We start from the raw sequence: 15555 nt of genomic DNA on the forward strand, positions 1-15555 counted from the left end.
TATGCCGTCGAGGCGACTGTTAAATCAATTTGCTCTATACCACTTGAAATCCAAATGCATAGGGGTCGCTATCATCGACCGTAATGGCGTTTTTTCCTGTGATCCTGGCCCAGCCCTGTATGCTCGGCAGGATGGCTTGGTGATCACCCACAGTCGTAGCGGCTTCTATCCGGCCGATAAACTGACTACCGATGATGCTCTCATGGGTGTATTGGTCACCGACCTTGAGTTCCCCTTTGGCGTAAAGTTGGGCAAGCCTTGCACTGGTACCTGTGCCGCAAGGAGAGCGGTCTATGGCCTTATCACCATAGAAAACGGCATTGGCGCCGTCTGAACCTTCACTAATGGTATTACCTGTCCACAACACATGTGATACGCCGCTGACGGTCGCATCGTTGGGGTGAACGCAGCTGAGCTGCTCATCGGCGACCTGTCTAACAATGGGGCTCCAACGAAGGATATCGGCAGCAGTCCACTGCCTTAAACCGGGGAAGTTGCTCTGAGGCTCTACGATAACATAGTAGTTACCACCGTAAGAGACATCGACTTTGAGCGGGCCAAGCTCCGGAATATCAAGGAATACATCACGGTGAGCCAGATAAGCAGGGACATTATAGATCTTTACCCAGTCGACTTTTTCGCCGGTTTGCTGGTACTCGATATTTATCTGCCCCGCGGGGACATCGATGACAAGCTTACCAGGCTCTCTTGCCGTTAACAGACCCGATTCGATGGCGGCGGTGATGGTACCGATAGTGCCGTGTCCACACATGGGCAGACAACCACTGGTTTCGATAAACAGGATAGAGGCGTCGGCATTGTCACTGCAGGGAGGATACAAAAAAGCCCCCGACATCATATCGTGGCCTCTGGGTTCAAACATTAATGCCTTTCTGATCCAGTCATAATGGTTCAGGAAGTCTTGTCGCTTTTCACTCATATTGCGACCCTTAAGGTTCGGATGGCCACTGGTGACCAAACGAACGGGATTGCCGCAGGTATGAGCATCGACGCAAAAGAAGGTGCCTTTTAACATCTCACTCTTACTCCATTTTGCTACTCCCCCTTAGGTAGGGTAAGCATTGAAACTGGGTGGTTATTAATCTATGTTTTCAACCATAATTTCAAAGTGGGGAGCAGACTTTTGGCTATTTGGAATTAGTCTGACTGTTAGTATTAACCGGGTAAATGGATCAATCCAGGTTGTACTTGTCCAGGTCGATACGGGTTGCCATGGCATCTTTCATGACCTTTTCTACATATGCACGCTCTTCACCTATCAGGGTCATACGCGGCATGCGAACATTTTCGCTGCCCCGGCCGGCAATCTGCTCTGCAAACTTGATGCACTGAACCAGGGTAGGAATAGTGTCTAAACGAAGCAGAGGCATAAACCAGCGGTAGATCTCTCGCGCTTCTTCGATGCGGCCAGCACGAGCCAACTTGAAAAGTGTTACAGATTCACGGGGGAAGACGTTAGTCAGGCCCGATATCCATCCCGTAGCGCCGAGGAAGATGCTTTCAAGGGCAATATCATCTACGCCACACAGGATATTAAAGCGATCACCAAACCGACTCTGCAGCTCTGTCAGCCGACGGGTATCGGTTGTTGACTCTTTAATCGCAACAATATTCTGCTCCTGTGCAAGAATCGCCGTCATCTCAAGGTTAATGTCGACGCCATATCCCACAGGGTTGTTATAGATCATGATAGGCAGTGTAGTCGAACGTGCGACGTACTGATAATGAGCCACAACTTCACGATCCGTACCCCGATAGACCATGGCCGGGAGTAACATCAGACCGTCTACGCCTAATTTTTCAACATCTTGAGCGTATTGAGACGCTTGCTCTGCTGTGTTCTCTGTACAGCCGGAAAGCACCAGAATACGGCCATTGACGGTTTCAACGGTATGCTTGATAAATTCTCGTTTCTCTTCACTGGTTAAAGAGGCATTTTCACCGATCGTTCCCAGCGCGATAATGCCATCGATACCATCGTTAATGAGATCTTCGAGCATGCGTGCATTCGATTCAAAGTTGATAGAACCATCATCGTTAAATTGTGTCGAGATTGCCGGGAATACACCTTGCCAATTTACTTTCATGTTTAAGACCTCTTTGCACTATATAAACAGATTAACGTGTGTTGAATTTTGGACTGTTCCAAAAAACCTATAGTATATTGTATACAATAATCCTGGAAAGAAAACCCCATTTCATGTTTAATTGTATTTGCGGTTTGGAAATACTATATATTGCATACAAAAGATAGAAAAGGAATACGACATGTTGATTAACCATCTGCCCAAAGAGTTTACCGACAAATGTCAACAATTCATCACGCTCGATGCGCACACAGAGGGAGAGCCGTTGCGTATCATCACCTCAGGTTATCCTGAGCTTAAGGGCAGTAGCATCTTAGAGATGCGCCAATATGTCAGCCGGCACCTGGATCGATACCGAAAGATCCTGATGCATGAACCCAGAGGGCATGCAGATATGTATGGAGCCTTGTTAACCCCGCCAATTACTCCGGGGGCCGACTTCGGTGTGCTCTTCCTGCATAACGAAGGTTACAGCAGTATGTGTGGTCATGGCATTTTGGCACTGGTGAAGGTGGCCTGTGAGACAGGGGCTATTGAGCTGGGTAACAAGGCTAAGGTGATTAAGATAGATGCGCCGGCGGGACTCATCACGGCTAAGGCATACCGGGACTGCGAGGGGAAGATATGTACCAGTTTTCAAAATGTAGACTCATGGGCCGAGGCGCTTGATTGCAGTGTCATGGTCGAGGGACTGGGTGAGGTGAGTTACGACATAGGGTTTGGCGGGGCCTATTACGCCTATGTGGATGCAGATCGTCATGGGATCAGTTGCACGCAGGATAATGTGGTTCAGCTTATCGACGTAGGAAGGCGAATCAAGCATGCCGTGATGGTCGCTCATCCACTGGTTCATCCACTCGAAAAGGATCTGAGCTTTCTTTACGGCACTATATTTACTTCAAAGCAGGTGACCAACCCCGAGGCTCATTCTCGTCATGTCTGTATCTTTGCCGATGGTGAGGTCGATCGTTCACCGACCGGCACCGGCGTAGCCGGAAGAGTTGCGCTACTGCATGCTAAGGGGGAACTCGAACTGAACAGCCCTTTGATGATAGAGAGCATAGTCGGTGGCAGAATGATTGTCAGCGCGCTGTCCAGATCGCAATTTCATGGCAAACAGGCGGTGATCCCTGAAGTCTCGGGTCGCTCCTTCATCACTGGCCGGCATCAGTTTTTTATCGATCCCGATGACCTGTTCCAAGACGGTTTTATGTTGCGTTGATATTAATGTTCGCTGACAAGGCGTACCCGGTATAAGAGTTAAGAGTATCTCTAAATAACATCAGTGGAGAAGAGAGATGAATAACACCAACAGGCTTGGTACTTTGACAGTTGTTGGCGCGGGAATCGTTGGTCTGTCTGTGGCTTTGCAGCTTCAGCGTGAAGGCTTCACTGTGACGGTTATCGATAAAGAGGGCGCCGGCAGCGGTGCGTCTAAGGGCAACGCGGGGCATTTTGCAACCGAGCAGGTTTTTCCGTTAGCCGATCCGGCCATGTTACCTAAGCTGCCTGGCATGTTGCTCGACCCCCTGGGCCCCTTCAGGATCCAGCCCCGCTATTTTTTAAAGGCATTGCCCTGGTTTATGCGCTTCCTGCGCAATATGTTGCCGGCGCGACGGGCACACAACAGTGCGGCGATTAAGGCACTGAACCAGGGAGCCATAGATGCGGTGAAGTCTTTGACCGCATTTTGTGATTGTGAACACCTGCTTACACTCAATGGCAGCCTGTTGGTGTTCGAAGGCATCCCAGTCGACGAAGTGAAAAAAGAGTATCGGGCTTATGCCGATGCAGGCGTAGAGGTGCAGCTTCTGAACGGTGATGAGGTAAGAGTACTGGAGCCCTGTTTGAGTCAGGATATCAGCCATGGTCTCTATTTTACCCATGTGGGACACACAGAGGACCCATATCGATTGTGTCTTGCGCTGCAAGATAAATTCGAAGAGATAGGTGGGCGTGTTGTGACCGATGAGTTATTACAGGTTAAAGCCGCTGAAACCAACTCGACCATAGCGCTGGAGATGAGCTCGGGTGAGAGCAGGCATACAGACCGGCTCATTATCGCATCCGGTGCCTGGTCTAAGCCCTTTGTTAAACAGCTGGGCTACTCAGTGCCCCTCGAAACGGAGCGGGGATATCACCTGATGATGCCGCAAAAAAGCAGACTGTCCCGTCCGGTAGCCTCCTATAACCGTAAGTTTATCATCACGCCGATGCGTGACGGGACCCGACTAGCCGGCACCGTTGAGTTTGGTGGATTAAAGGCCCCACCGGTGGAGGCGCGTGCCGATTGCCTTTTCCACCACGCCCGGGCTTTATTGCCAGAGCTGTTTGCTGAAGCGTCAGTATCAGATGGTACACGCTGGATGGGGTTTCGTCCCTCTCTGCCCGACAGTCTGCCGGTGCTTGGTCGCAGTCAGAAGCAGTCGAATGTTTTCTTCTCATTTGGGCATCAACACCTCGGATTAACCTGGTCGGCAATCACTGCCGAGCTTCTCACTCAGGAGGTGACAGGTCAGCAAACGGATATCGACTTGAGCCCCTACCGGATAGATAGGTTTGGCTAGCTGGGCGAATTGCGCTGTTAATTCATCTTTCTGTTGGCAACAATCATCAAGGCCGCCGTCTTCCTGAGCAAGACAGCGGCTTTATTGATTTAATCTATTGGTATTTAGCAGGTTCTGATGATGCTTTACTGCTGTTCACTCTTCACCGCTGGTGATGAGATTGTTAACCGCTTTTGCTATCAGATCCTTTTTCATCTTAGTGCGTACAACCTTCTGTTCAAACCAGAAGCTCATCGGTTGGTCAAAGCCAATACCGTGCATATAGTTGTAGATCGCCTTACGAAGCCCGACTCCAAGCATTTTATGATCCGTGCCGGTAGGATCGATGAAGTCTACATCATTTTCAGCGAATAAGATCTCAGGCCGCTTGGTAAGCGTGATGCCAAACTTCTCGGGGTTAATCCCAATAGGACTGTGAACCGTGGCCACAAAACGGTGCCAGTAGGCGGATTGGAAACACCCTTGCTCCATCATCTGACGCACCATCTCTAGCGAATCGATGGTTTCTTGCTCGGTTTGTGTTGGAAAACCATACATCAAGTAGGCGTGGACCAATATACCTGCATCACTGAAGGCTTTCGTTACCTGAGCGACCCGCTCTACACTCACGCCTTTCTTCATCAGTTTCAATAGACGATCCGAGGCAACCTCAAGCCCACCGCTGACGGCGATACAGCCGGAATCGGCCAGCAGTTGACATCGTTCCTGACTAAAGGTCCTTTCAAAACGTATGTTGCCCCACCAGCTAATTACTACGCCGCGTTCAATGAGTCGTTTTGCGAGTGCAAATAACAGTTTTGGCGGTAGGGCTTCATCGACGAAATGGAAACCTGTCTCTCCGGTTTCTTCGATGAGGGCCTCGATTCTATCCACCAGAATATCGGCGCCAGCGGCATCATAGCGGTCGATATAGTCCAGGCTGACATCGCAAAAGCTGCACTTACGCCAGTAACAGCCATGAGCTATGGTCAGTTTATTCCAGCGTCCATCGCTCCATATGCGGTGCATCGGATTGAGCATTTCACACAAAGAGAGGTATTCGTCCAATGGCAGGCCATCGTATATCGGCGCACCGACATCGGTTTGGGGGATATCCTGGAGCTGATCATTGTCATTGAAGTGTACGTAGACCTCACCATTTTCATCTTCTGCGAGGAAATAGGTTCGCACCAAAGTGTCTATCTCACGTTGTCCTTCAAAGTATTCCAGCAGCGTTATAAAAGGACGTTCGCCGTCGTCCAGACAGATAAAATCAACAAACTCGAATACTCGAGGGTCCTTCAGCGCGCGCAGTTCGGTATTGATAAAACCACCGCCCATCACTATGGGGATATCGGGGTTGATGGCTTTACAGGTTTGCGCAATACGCAGGGCGCCTAGCATATTGCCGGGAAAAGGGACGGTTAATGCGACTACGCTAGGTTGAGTTTCCTCCAGATACTGCTCTACCAATTGCTCTAAAATTTCCGAGCTGAAACTCGGCTCCCCCATCAAGGTATCGTAAAGGTTGTCAAAGCTTGGGTTGGCGGCTGCGAGTTGCTCGCCGTAACGGCTCACTTCAAAGTAGGGATCAACCCCCTGAGTAATGACGTTAGATAGATCATTAATAAACAGAGTTGCCAGATATTTGGCTTTATCCTGTACCCCCAGATTGCCAAAGGCCGCTTGTAACACGTCACCCGATACTGCTTCCATCTGAGCAATAGCGTCAAACGCCGGACCTTCAGGTAAAAAACGACGGGAGTTTATACGCATAGCAAGGCTTGGATCTTTACCTTGCAAGAAGCGAATAGCGCTCTCAACTGTCAGGTGGTAACGGTCAAACTCAGCCAAAAAATTAAAGATCGCATCAGGCAGTTCATCGTCTTCAAAGTGCTCGAAGTTTGCCTCCACATGCTGACGAATAATCTCCAGCGCCGGCGCTGTCATCATCTCCAGGAAAAGCTCTATGGCAGGATCTCGCTGAACCGCCTCATAACCATGAGAGCGTAAAAAACCCGTTAAATACGCTGTTGCCGGATAGGGCGTATTTAGCTGAGTCATAGGTGGAGTCATTAGAAGAACGGTCATAGCCTGCCTTTAAATAGTAAACACTCAGTGCGAGCCGAGTGTGGCAGCCAATCCAGGTGCCATAAAATAGGAGTGGATTCTAGCAAATGAACTATACCCGTTCTACTTCAAAGTGAGGATACAGCGTTGACCGTGTTAATCCAATTAAAAGGGGAGCGATGAAATAGTGGTGCTCTCCTGATAAACCACTTCTCTTAAAAGTGTGCATCTCTGAGGAGAGTTTGCCCGGGGGGGCCAAGAGTGAGTTTAAAAGTGGTTTGTACTGCGTTACTTACTCTGCTGTGATCAATAACACTACCTGTCTTATGTCTCTTCTATCTCAAAAAAGGTAAATACTTATAAAAAAGGAATCACCGGGCATTTTTAGATCTAAATTGTTCTGAAAAAGTCACTCATCCGGTTCGAGTCTGCGCAAGGTAACATACCCGAAAAATAGGGCCGTGCTAACATCTTCAGCCGTTAATTCAAGTAATCAATACTGAAAAAAAAACAGGTTAATCTCCCTCATATAGAAAGGAAAAAATGAATGAAAAAAGCAATACTTGCCGGTGTTATCGGCTGTCTGTTTATCGGTTCGGCGACAGCAAAGTATCTTGAATCAGAGGTGGCAATCGGTATGGCAAGCTTAATGATGTGTACCACTTTTTATAGTGAAACAAATATGCTGGTCGAAGGTTCTGTCGTCGGCGAAGCCGCAACGCAGCATAGAGACGCCGGTATTGATAAGATGATGATGACGGCACAAACCAGTGCCGAGTTAGATCGTTACATTAAGCTGTTCAACTCCTCAACTAAAGAGCAAAAGTTCGAATTGTGCACAGAGGCGATGAAGTTTGCCAAAGAGAGTAATTTCGGTAAGTGATAACAGGGGGGGAGGTTAAGTTTCTGATTTAATACTTGGCTACCTATGCTTGCAGAGTCATGAAGGGGTAGATATTAGGTAGGGGGATAGAGCCGTTAAGCATCTAGGCGGGGGGCCCCCATATCGTCAGAAACTTCTGGGTAATCTTCTGTAAATCCAATGCCGGGGGCCGCAGCTATCTCTATGGCTACGGCTGCGGTGAATGCCTTTTCGGTGGCCGCGGCTTTGGAGCTTAAAGATGAGAAGCGGTTAAACGCAGTCAGTCCGGCATTTGTAAAAGAGACCATGGAGATGCTGGGAATGGACAGCACATACGGAATTCCCGCCGAAGATGTCGCGACCTATTACCAAGCCAGCGTTGAGGGGAAAGCTAATGGTGAGGTGTTTGATGCTATTAACGGTAAGTATGTGAACCAAGCTTAGCATCAGGCAAATAGAAGATTATAGCTTTGCACGCCTATCAATAGCAGAGAGAGTGCGGCCCCTGTGAGTGGCCAGCCGCCTCTTTTTTCTGCCTTATCTATCGGTTCTCTTCTCTGAATCAGCCAAAGAGAGAGATTGATCAGGGCGAAAATAACCAGGATGATAAAGCTTGTGGTTTTGGCCAGTGTGACCAGAGGCAGCCAGAGGGCAAAAACCAACACAGTGAAGGCGATGATTATAGTGGCTGTGACAGGTGTCTGTGTCCTGTTCGAAACCGCAGCGAGAATGGCCGGGGCTCGCCCCTGAAAAGCCATGCCGTACAGTACTCTTGAGGCCATGATCAGTTGAGCCAGCAGGCCATTGAGGATGGCAAACAGGCTGATTATGCTTATCAGGGTGCCGGCCATCGGGTGGTGGGGCTCGAGTATATCTTTTAGCGGCGCATCTGAGGCGGCGAGTTCACTCTGAGGTAGGGAAAAAACGGCGACATACGCCACCAGAACATAGAGTAGAGTCGCAATGACCAGTGCCAACAGAATTCCTCTTGGCATGGTTTGGCCGGGATTTTTCACCTCCTCAACAATATTTACCATATCTTCGAATCCGATGAAGGCATAGAAGGCCAGAAATGCGCCGCTTAATATGCCTCCCCATACCAATGTGCTATCGGGAATAAAGGCTTGTTGCCAGGGAGTCGACTCAGGTAAGGCGCCACCGGCCACGATAATGACTAACAGCAGACCAGCTACTTCGATAAATGTGAACAGTGCCGCCAGCCAGAGTGATTCGGCAATTCCCCATATCGCTATTCCCCCCAGCAGGCAGACCATAAAGAGGATCGTGATGTAATGGGGCAATTCGATGAAATGGGACAGATAGCCTACGAAGCCATTTAGCAGGGTAGCCGAGGAGACGATTCCAGTGAAAATAACCAGGTATCCGACGATAATGCCGTAATTTCTATGACTAAACCCCTGTTCAACATAGCAGGCTTCACCGGCGCTCATAGGGTAGCGCACAACCAATTGGCAGTAACTAAGGGCGGTAACATAGGCACTAATCGCTGCGACGATAAAGGCAAGTGGTGTCAGTATGCCCGCGGTTGCAGCGACTTTTCCCACCAGAACATAGATGCCGGCACCAAGCATGGTACCCAGGCCATAAAGTGTCAGTAATGGGAGGCCGATGCGTCTGGCAAGAGGGGCAGCTTTTGTACTGCTCTGTATATCAGTCATTAGTACAGGTGCCTGTATATCAATAACCTACTATTAGTGTAGTACATGAGTCACCCGGATAATCGGGCCCGATTGAATATACAAATTATCTTGCAATGGAAAGTAGAGCTGTTGCCTATGGCTAAAAGCTAAAAATACCTTAAATTTACCCATTCTCTTGTTAATAAACCCCTGGCTCAGATGAATCTAATGAGGCGACATTAAGTTCAATATTTTATTAATTAGAGGTTGATTATATCAATTAAATTCAATGAACTAGCAATATTTTCTTAAGCTTGCTTGCATGAAAAAATATGTTTATTCTGTACAAATTATTATCGATATGGATATCTATGAATAAATTTGTTTTTCAGCCGGAAGTTAAAGTTTCCGATGCCATTAACGAACAGCCGGTTAAGCGGGTTTGGCATATTCTTGTCGTCGATGACGACCAGGCTGTCCATGATGTGACTCGTCTGATATTGGCTGATTTAGAGGTCCTGGATCGTAAAATTCAACTTCACAGCGCCTACTCAGCTGCGCAGGCGAAATCTCTGCTCGAGTCTGATATTCCTTTCGCGATGACCTTTGTCGATGTCGTAATGGAGAGTGATGATGCGGGGTTACAACTGGTAACCTGGATTAGGGAGGAGTTAAAAAACATCAGTATCCGGATTATCTTGCGTACCGGTCAAGCGGGTCTGGCACCAGAAGAGCAGGTGATCAGTCAGTACGACATTAATGACTATAAAGCTAAGACTGAGCTTACGGCAACTAAGATGATCACCTCAGTCTATGCCGGGATCCGCGGCTTTAGGGACATTAAGACTATCTTAAAGAGTCAAAACGCTTTTCAGCGTTTGATTACATCATCCACTAATGTCCTGAAAGTCACAGATTTGGCGGATTTTGCCTCTGCAGCACTCAATAACTTATTAACCTTGATGAAGTTAGAGAGTTCAGCGGTTTACATCGTCAGGCAGGAGACTGACTTTTATCAAGAATGCCAGGAGACATATTTAGCCTGTACCGGCCGATTTGGCGAAATGCCGGAAAGCTTAGATAGTATCCCCGCGAATGTGAACGACAAAATCCAGCAAGCATTTGCAAACAAAGAGAATAGGTTTAATCAGGAACATTTTATCGGTTTTTATCAGGCGTCAGCCGAGGCATCGAGCGTGCTGTATATCGAGTTTGATCATGCCCCGACTCACTTTAAGAGGGGGTTAATGGAGATGTATGCCACCAACATTGCATTGACTCTCGAAAGCTTGGTTCAGCAGCAACAGACCCATAAGAGTCAGCGTGAGCTCTTATATATTGTCGGTGATGCGATTGAGGCCCGTAGCAAAGAGACGGGTTTACACGTGAAGCGTGTCTCTTTGATGTGTGAGTTGCTTGCACTTTCTCTGGGCTTGCCTCATTCATTTGTTCAGGCGCTCAAAGTTGCTGCACCGCTGCATGATATTGGCAAGGTCGCCATTCCCGATAATATTTTGCATAAGCCCGGAAGCTTGAATTCTGCTGAATGGGAGTTGATGAAAAGCCATGCCGCAGTCGGCGGCACCCTATTGGAAAAATCAAATTTACCGGTTGCCAAATTAGGTTCGCGCCTGGCGCGCTACCACCATGAGAACTGGGATGGCACTGGTTACCCTGAAGGGCTGAGTGATATAAGTATTCCTGTTGAAGCACGCATTATGTCGCTCATCGACGTGATCGATGCGCTGGGTTCTAACCGCAGCTATAAGGATGCGTGGTCGAAAGAGCAGATCCTCACCTATATCCGGGAGCAGAGAGGCAAAAAATTCGATCCTCTTCTGGTCGATAAAGCCATAGAAAATTTCGATGCCCTGATGCAGATCAGACAAGATTACCCGGATTAGGGAGTACAGATGGAACAGCATGTTAAGAACATAATTGAAGGCGTGTCTAATGCCTATGGTATGGACTTCTTTGAAAGGCTGACTCTAAAACTCGATCAGGTCATCGGGGCAGATTTTACTTTTATAGCCCAAATCGATGAGATAAAGCAGTTATCGCAAACCATCACCTATGTCGAAAATGGTCAGCTTGCCGAGAATTTCATCTATTCTCTAGCCTATACACCCTGCGCCGATGTTGCGAGTAACCGTGTCTGCTGTTTCCCCAGTGACGTGTGCTCGCTTTATCCCGATGACCAGATCTTGATTGATCTGGAGTTAGAAGCCTATGTTGGTACGCCACTGCATGATTCCAAAGGCAAGGTTATGGGGCTTATTGTCGCCCTCTACAAGAGGCCGATAGTAAATCAAGAGTCGGTGATCACCCTGTTTAAAATATTTTCCGGGCGAGTGGCCGCCGAGATGGAACGACTCGATTATGAGAGGTCGCTGCAAAAACTCAACGATAGTTTAGATCAGAAAGTGCAGCAGCGAACCGAAGATCTGTCGAAGGTGATCATTCAGTTGAAGCAGACTCAGGAGCAGTTGGTCGAAGCCGATAAAATGGCGGCACTAGGTAAGTTGATTGCCGGCGTTGCACATGAAGTCAATACCCCTCTGGGATTGACGATTACCACTCATAGCATGATTGAACTTGAACTGAGTCGTCTTGAAAAGAAAATTGCTCAGGGTCAGTTGTCGGTTGATGATATGGACCGTTATCTGAGTAAAACAGGGCAGGCATTACAGCTTCAAGGGGAGACATTAATAAGAGCTAAGACATTGATCGAATCTTTTAAAAGGATGGCCGTAGAGCAGCACTATCTTGAAGTCGAGACGATCAATATCAGAGACTACTACCAGCAATTGTTAAAAACGCTGGAGCCTTTATGTCGTCCTAAAGATGTGAAAATAACCCTCAGTGGCGCAGAAGGCATTTGCATGAATACATTGCCGGGTTTACATGCGCAAATTATCACAAACCTTATTAATAACAGCATACAGCATGGTTTCAGTGGCGGGCAGGGGAACAGTATAAGTGTCAAGCTACATCAGCTAGCCGCTGACGAGGTAGAGGTGGAGTTCATCGATAATGGCGTGGGCCTTTGTGTTAACAGTGCCGAACGCCTTTTTGAACCATTTTATACAACGGCTCGGGACAAGGGAGGAACGGGCCTGGGGTTGTCAATTGTATATAACCTTATTGTGCAACGCTTGCGTGGCGCAATAGAGGTTAGACCGAGTCGAAGAGGGCTGCATCTGGTTTATCGATTCAAGGCTGATAACTCCAGCTTAAGTGTACCACTTAACAATGAATCTAAAGGCATGACGTCATGTTCACACTGATGTGTCTGTTCATATATCTTGGTAATAAGCTCTGAAACTGAACGTATGAGGTCGCTGCGGAACAGGTGATTATGCAACCGGGTGCAAAAATAGTGGAGGCTGGAATAATCAAGCCTCCCACATAGATGACGCAGTTTAGCTCATCATTAATGTCTGGATCTCCTCTATGGTGCGGGGTACGTCGGCCGATAGATTTTCACAGCCCTCCTCGGTGACTAAAATATCATCTTCGATACGGATCCCCATTCCTCGGTACTCTTGAGGGAGGTCGGTGGCATCGCTTGGAATATAGATACCCGGCTCAATGGTGAACACCATGCCGGGTTCGAGTGTACGCCAGTTACCGTCACTGTCATGATAGGGGCCGACGTCGTGTACATCCATGCCGAGCCAGTGGCCGGTCTTATGCACAGTGAACCGCTTATAACTTTGGCTTTCCATGATCTCTTCGATACTGCCGCTTAAGAAACCCAGCTCAAACAACCCTTTGGCCATTACCTCCATGCAGGTTTCATACAACACATTCCAGTGGGTACCGGGTTTTACTTTTGCTATCGCACTGTCGAGTGCGTGTAATACCAGTTGATAGATGTGCTTCTGAGCCTCGGTAAACTTACCGTTCACCGGGTAACTGCGGGTGATATCCGATGCATAATGATTTAACTCTCCACCTGCATCGACCAATAGCATCTGTCCATCCTTGGCTGTACAGCGGTTTTCCTCGTAATGGAGGCAGCAGGCATTGTTACCCGAAGCAACAATGTTGGGGTAAGCAACATCGGTGCAGCTATGTTTAGAGAGGGTAAAATCGAAGGTTGCAGACAACAGGGCTTCATTGATACCGGGTTTACATGCTTGCATAACCGCCTTATGGGCATCAACGGAGGCAGCTACAGCCGCTTTTATAAGCATGATCTCCTCATCGCTCTTAATGACCCGCATGGGGTGGAGGAATTTTGCCAGTGGTGTGAGTGTGCGAAAGTGTTTGATTGTATCGAAAGGGGTTGTTGCTCTTTGATGATTTAGCCAGCCCACAACCTGAGCTGAGAAACGGTTGAGTTCATCACTGATATAGATATGTTGATGGTCAGCTAATTTGGATAAAACCACTTCTTGGAGCTTGGCGATATCGAATGCATCATCGGCGTCAAAGTTTGAAATCGCACCTTCAACTCCGGCTCGTGCACCGAAGCTGACCTCCTGGCCAGGATCTTTAGGCCGGCACAGTAAGGTATAATTAAAACCAGACTCCATACTTTTATCAGCGGCGAGTATAGCCACTGCATCGGGCTCATCGAAGCCGGTAAGATAGAGAAAGTCATTATCTTGCCTGAAGTGGTATGTAATATTTTTGCTTCTGATCTTTTGTTGATAACCACAAATAATAACTAAGCTACTTTCCGGGAGCTTACTGAAAAGGACCTCTCTTCTTATCTGATATATATTTTTCATAGTTACCGATTCTGTGTGATTGAAGATTATCTTCAAGATAGGGAAGTTTTCCGTTAGTGCTTTACAGTCATCTTGGCCTCACCTTTACTGTAAACCTCATGCTTTTTTAAAGCGACGAATAGATGTTTAAGCGGCCTATCCTGAATTACTATTGGAAATTAACTTGCCACTATATTTGTATATTTTATTCGTTTCAATCAAAGATGATGAAAATCGGTAACTTCGCGGTGCATTTTTTGCAAATGAATGGGATAATAATCCTAGATCTGATTATGGAGTTAAACACGTGAGCCCAGCAGTATTTTTAGATAGAGATGGTGTCATTAACGTCGATCATGGATATGTTCATCTGGTCGATGACTTTGAGTATGTCGAAGGAGTCTTCGATGCCTGTCGTTCCCTTAAAGATATGGGATATAAGCTCGCTGTTGTGACAAACCAGTCTGGAATTGCACGAGGCATGTATAGCGAAGATCAGTTTCACAGCTTAACTGAGTGGATGGACTGGAACTTCGTTGACAAGGGTGTTGAACTTGATGGTATCTATTATTGTCCCCACCATGCGGAGAAAGGTGTGGGTGAATATAAACAGGACTGTGACTGCCGTAAGCCTAAACCTGGAATGATGTTAACCGCTGCAAAATTTCTTAAAATTGACCTCAGCCGGTCTGTAATGGTTGGTGACAAGCGAGATGATATGTTAGCTGCTCAGGCCGCAGGTATTCCGACGCGCATACTGGTTCGTACCGGGAAGTCGGTAACCGATGAAGCCATTGCTGCTGCCACTGTGGTGCTCGATTCGATTGCCGATGTTCCGACCTATTTAAAAAAACTCTGACTTAACGCCTTAAAATAAAGCCAGTATAGATAGCTTACCTTTACTGTCATCGGTAAAAGTGTCAGACAATCAGCATGCAACACACGTAACAACAATGCATCTACATAGTGCAGAGGAGGCGATGTTGAACCAGCTATCGCTCCCTATGTTGAGGATGTTGAGTTAGGTTTTGAGTTAGGTTTTGAGTTAGACGTTGAGTTAGATGTTGGGTTAGGTGTCGGTACCATAGTCGATTATTTTGTCTGAAGAACAGGTTTAAAGTGCGCAATTGAGCTACTATTTAATCGCTTCGCTTATTAACTGCCCGGTCGTGATTTATATTGAAATAAGCGCTTGCGCCATGAGTGAATCTCCCTATAATGCGCATCCACTGACACGGCGGAGTAGGTGTTTCCAGGCTTGATTACTGATTTGGTAACAAGAGAGACAGCTGCGAAACGTGCAAAAGGACACTTTCTTTAAAATAGAAAATGTCTTGTGGAAAGCTTTTTGAGATATTGGATTGCTCGTTTCGTACAAGAAACGCCCAATCGAAAGTGAATATCAAAAAAACGCTTGACGCATTAATCGGAATGCGTAAAATACGCAACCCGAAGCTGGTGACCTAGCGTCAACGGCAGCACAATCTGAATGCTTTCAATAGCTTCTAGCATTAGTGCAACGCTCTTTAACAACTTATCAAGTAATCTGTGTGGACACTCACAGGTGTTGAGTTATTCGAAACCATCTTAGATGGTAACAAATTTTCTCAA

General features: G+C 47.3%; 12 protein-coding genes. 7 read left to right on the forward strand and 5 right to left on the reverse strand.

Features of this window, described 5'->3' with window-relative positions; all coding sequences use genetic code 11:
* Positions 1–34: 34 nt before the first annotated feature.
* Together Q1B47_RS03545 and dapA are read right to left on the reverse strand one after the other, a co-directional pair.
* Positions 35–1036 carry a 4-hydroxyproline epimerase gene (locus Q1B47_RS03545; RefSeq protein WP_299788707.1) on the reverse strand — a complete coding sequence of 334 codons (1002 nt, stop codon included), beginning with the start codon at positions 1034–1036 and terminating at the stop codon, positions 35–37.
* A 157-nt stretch (positions 1037–1193) separates the two neighbouring features.
* Complete coding sequence (gene dapA / locus Q1B47_RS03550; RefSeq protein WP_299788710.1) at positions 1194–2108, reverse strand: 4-hydroxy-tetrahydrodipicolinate synthase; 915 nt, start codon at positions 2106–2108, stop codon at positions 1194–1196.
* Between the two features lie 181 nt (positions 2109–2289).
* Between dapA and Q1B47_RS03555 the strand changes: the two genes are divergently transcribed.
* Both Q1B47_RS03555 and Q1B47_RS03560 read left to right on the forward strand, forming a co-directional pair.
* Positions 2290–3330, forward strand: coding sequence for a proline racemase family protein (locus Q1B47_RS03555; protein ID WP_299788713.1), 1041 nt, complete (start codon positions 2290–2292; stop codon positions 3328–3330).
* Between the two features lie 76 nt (positions 3331–3406).
* Positions 3407–4675 carry an FAD-dependent oxidoreductase gene (locus tag Q1B47_RS03560; protein WP_299788716.1) on the forward strand — a complete coding sequence of 423 codons (1269 nt, stop codon included), beginning with the start codon at positions 3407–3409 and terminating at the stop codon, positions 4673–4675.
* 135 nt (positions 4676–4810) lie between these two features.
* Here Q1B47_RS03560 and Q1B47_RS03565 read toward each other — a convergent pair whose 3' ends face one another.
* Positions 4811–6745: a B12-binding domain-containing radical SAM protein gene (locus Q1B47_RS03565; RefSeq protein ID WP_299788719.1), complete on the reverse strand. Its 1935-nt coding sequence runs from the start codon at positions 6743–6745 to the stop codon at positions 4811–4813.
* A 526-nt stretch (positions 6746–7271) separates the two neighbouring features.
* Between Q1B47_RS03565 and Q1B47_RS03570 the strand changes: the two genes are divergently transcribed.
* Entirely contained in the window at positions 7272–7607 is a 336-nt protein-coding gene (locus tag Q1B47_RS03570; protein WP_299788722.1) for a hypothetical protein, read from the forward strand.
* A gap of 159 nt (positions 7608–7766) precedes the next feature.
* Positions 7767–8030, forward strand: coding sequence for a hypothetical protein (locus Q1B47_RS03575; RefSeq protein WP_299788725.1), 264 nt, complete (start codon positions 7767–7769; stop codon positions 8028–8030).
* A 2-nt stretch (positions 8031–8032) separates the two neighbouring features.
* On the opposite strand, the gene Q1B47_RS03580 is transcribed toward Q1B47_RS03575, so the two are convergent.
* Positions 8033–9265: an APC family permease gene (locus Q1B47_RS03580; RefSeq protein ID WP_299788728.1), complete on the reverse strand. Its 1233-nt coding sequence runs from the start codon at positions 9263–9265 to the stop codon at positions 8033–8035.
* A 332-nt stretch (positions 9266–9597) separates the two neighbouring features.
* Between Q1B47_RS03580 and Q1B47_RS03585 the strand changes: the two genes are divergently transcribed.
* Positions 9598–11130: an HD domain-containing phosphohydrolase gene (locus tag Q1B47_RS03585; protein ID WP_299788730.1), complete on the forward strand. Its 1533-nt coding sequence runs from the start codon at positions 9598–9600 to the stop codon at positions 11128–11130.
* Positions 11131–11139: 9 nt separating this feature from the next.
* Positions 11140–12513 (forward strand): HAMP domain-containing sensor histidine kinase, encoded by a 1374-nt coding sequence (locus Q1B47_RS03590; RefSeq protein ID WP_299788733.1) that lies wholly within the window; start codon positions 11140–11142, stop codon positions 12511–12513.
* 135 nt (positions 12514–12648) lie between these two features.
* Here Q1B47_RS03590 and Q1B47_RS03595 read toward each other — a convergent pair whose 3' ends face one another.
* Entirely contained in the window at positions 12649–13965 is a 1317-nt protein-coding gene (locus tag Q1B47_RS03595) for an aminopeptidase P N-terminal domain-containing protein (RefSeq protein WP_299788736.1), read from the reverse strand.
* 286 nt (positions 13966–14251) lie between these two features.
* Between Q1B47_RS03595 and gmhB the strand changes: the two genes are divergently transcribed.
* Entirely contained in the window at positions 14252–14803 is a 552-nt protein-coding gene (gmhB, locus tag Q1B47_RS03600) for a D-glycero-beta-D-manno-heptose 1,7-bisphosphate 7-phosphatase (RefSeq protein ID WP_299788739.1), read from the forward strand.
* Positions 14804–15555 lie beyond the last annotated feature (752 nt).

It is taken from the genome of uncultured Shewanella sp. (assembly GCF_947501225.1).
In the GTDB taxonomy this organism is placed as follows: Bacteria; Pseudomonadota; Gammaproteobacteria; order Enterobacterales; family Shewanellaceae; genus Shewanella.

Coding starts and splice junctions, on each gene's coding strand:
- Q1B47_RS03545 (WP_299788707.1), bottom strand. CDS start 1,036: ATGTTAAAAGGCACCTTCTTTTGCGTCGATGCTCATACCTGCGGCAAT.
- dapA (WP_299788710.1), bottom strand. CDS start 2,108: ATGAAAGTAAATTGGCAAGGTGTATTCCCGGCAATCTCGACACAATTT.
- Q1B47_RS03555 (WP_299788713.1), top strand. CDS start 2,290: ATGTTGATTAACCATCTGCCCAAAGAGTTTACCGACAAATGTCAACAA.
- Q1B47_RS03560 (WP_299788716.1), top strand. CDS start 3,407: ATGAATAACACCAACAGGCTTGGTACTTTGACAGTTGTTGGCGCGGGA.
- Q1B47_RS03565 (WP_299788719.1), bottom strand. CDS start 6,745: ATGACCGTTCTTCTAATGACTCCACCTATGACTCAGCTAAATACGCCC.
- Q1B47_RS03570 (WP_299788722.1), top strand. CDS start 7,272: ATGAAAAAAGCAATACTTGCCGGTGTTATCGGCTGTCTGTTTATCGGT.
- Q1B47_RS03575 (WP_299788725.1), top strand. CDS start 7,767: ATGCCGGGGGCCGCAGCTATCTCTATGGCTACGGCTGCGGTGAATGCC.
- Q1B47_RS03580 (WP_299788728.1), bottom strand. CDS start 9,265: ATGACTGATATACAGAGCAGTACAAAAGCTGCCCCTCTTGCCAGACGC.
- Q1B47_RS03585 (WP_299788730.1), top strand. CDS start 9,598: ATGAATAAATTTGTTTTTCAGCCGGAAGTTAAAGTTTCCGATGCCATT.
- Q1B47_RS03590 (WP_299788733.1), top strand. CDS start 11,140: ATGGAACAGCATGTTAAGAACATAATTGAAGGCGTGTCTAATGCCTAT.
- Q1B47_RS03595 (WP_299788736.1), bottom strand. CDS start 13,965: ATGAAAAATATATATCAGATAAGAAGAGAGGTCCTTTTCAGTAAGCTC.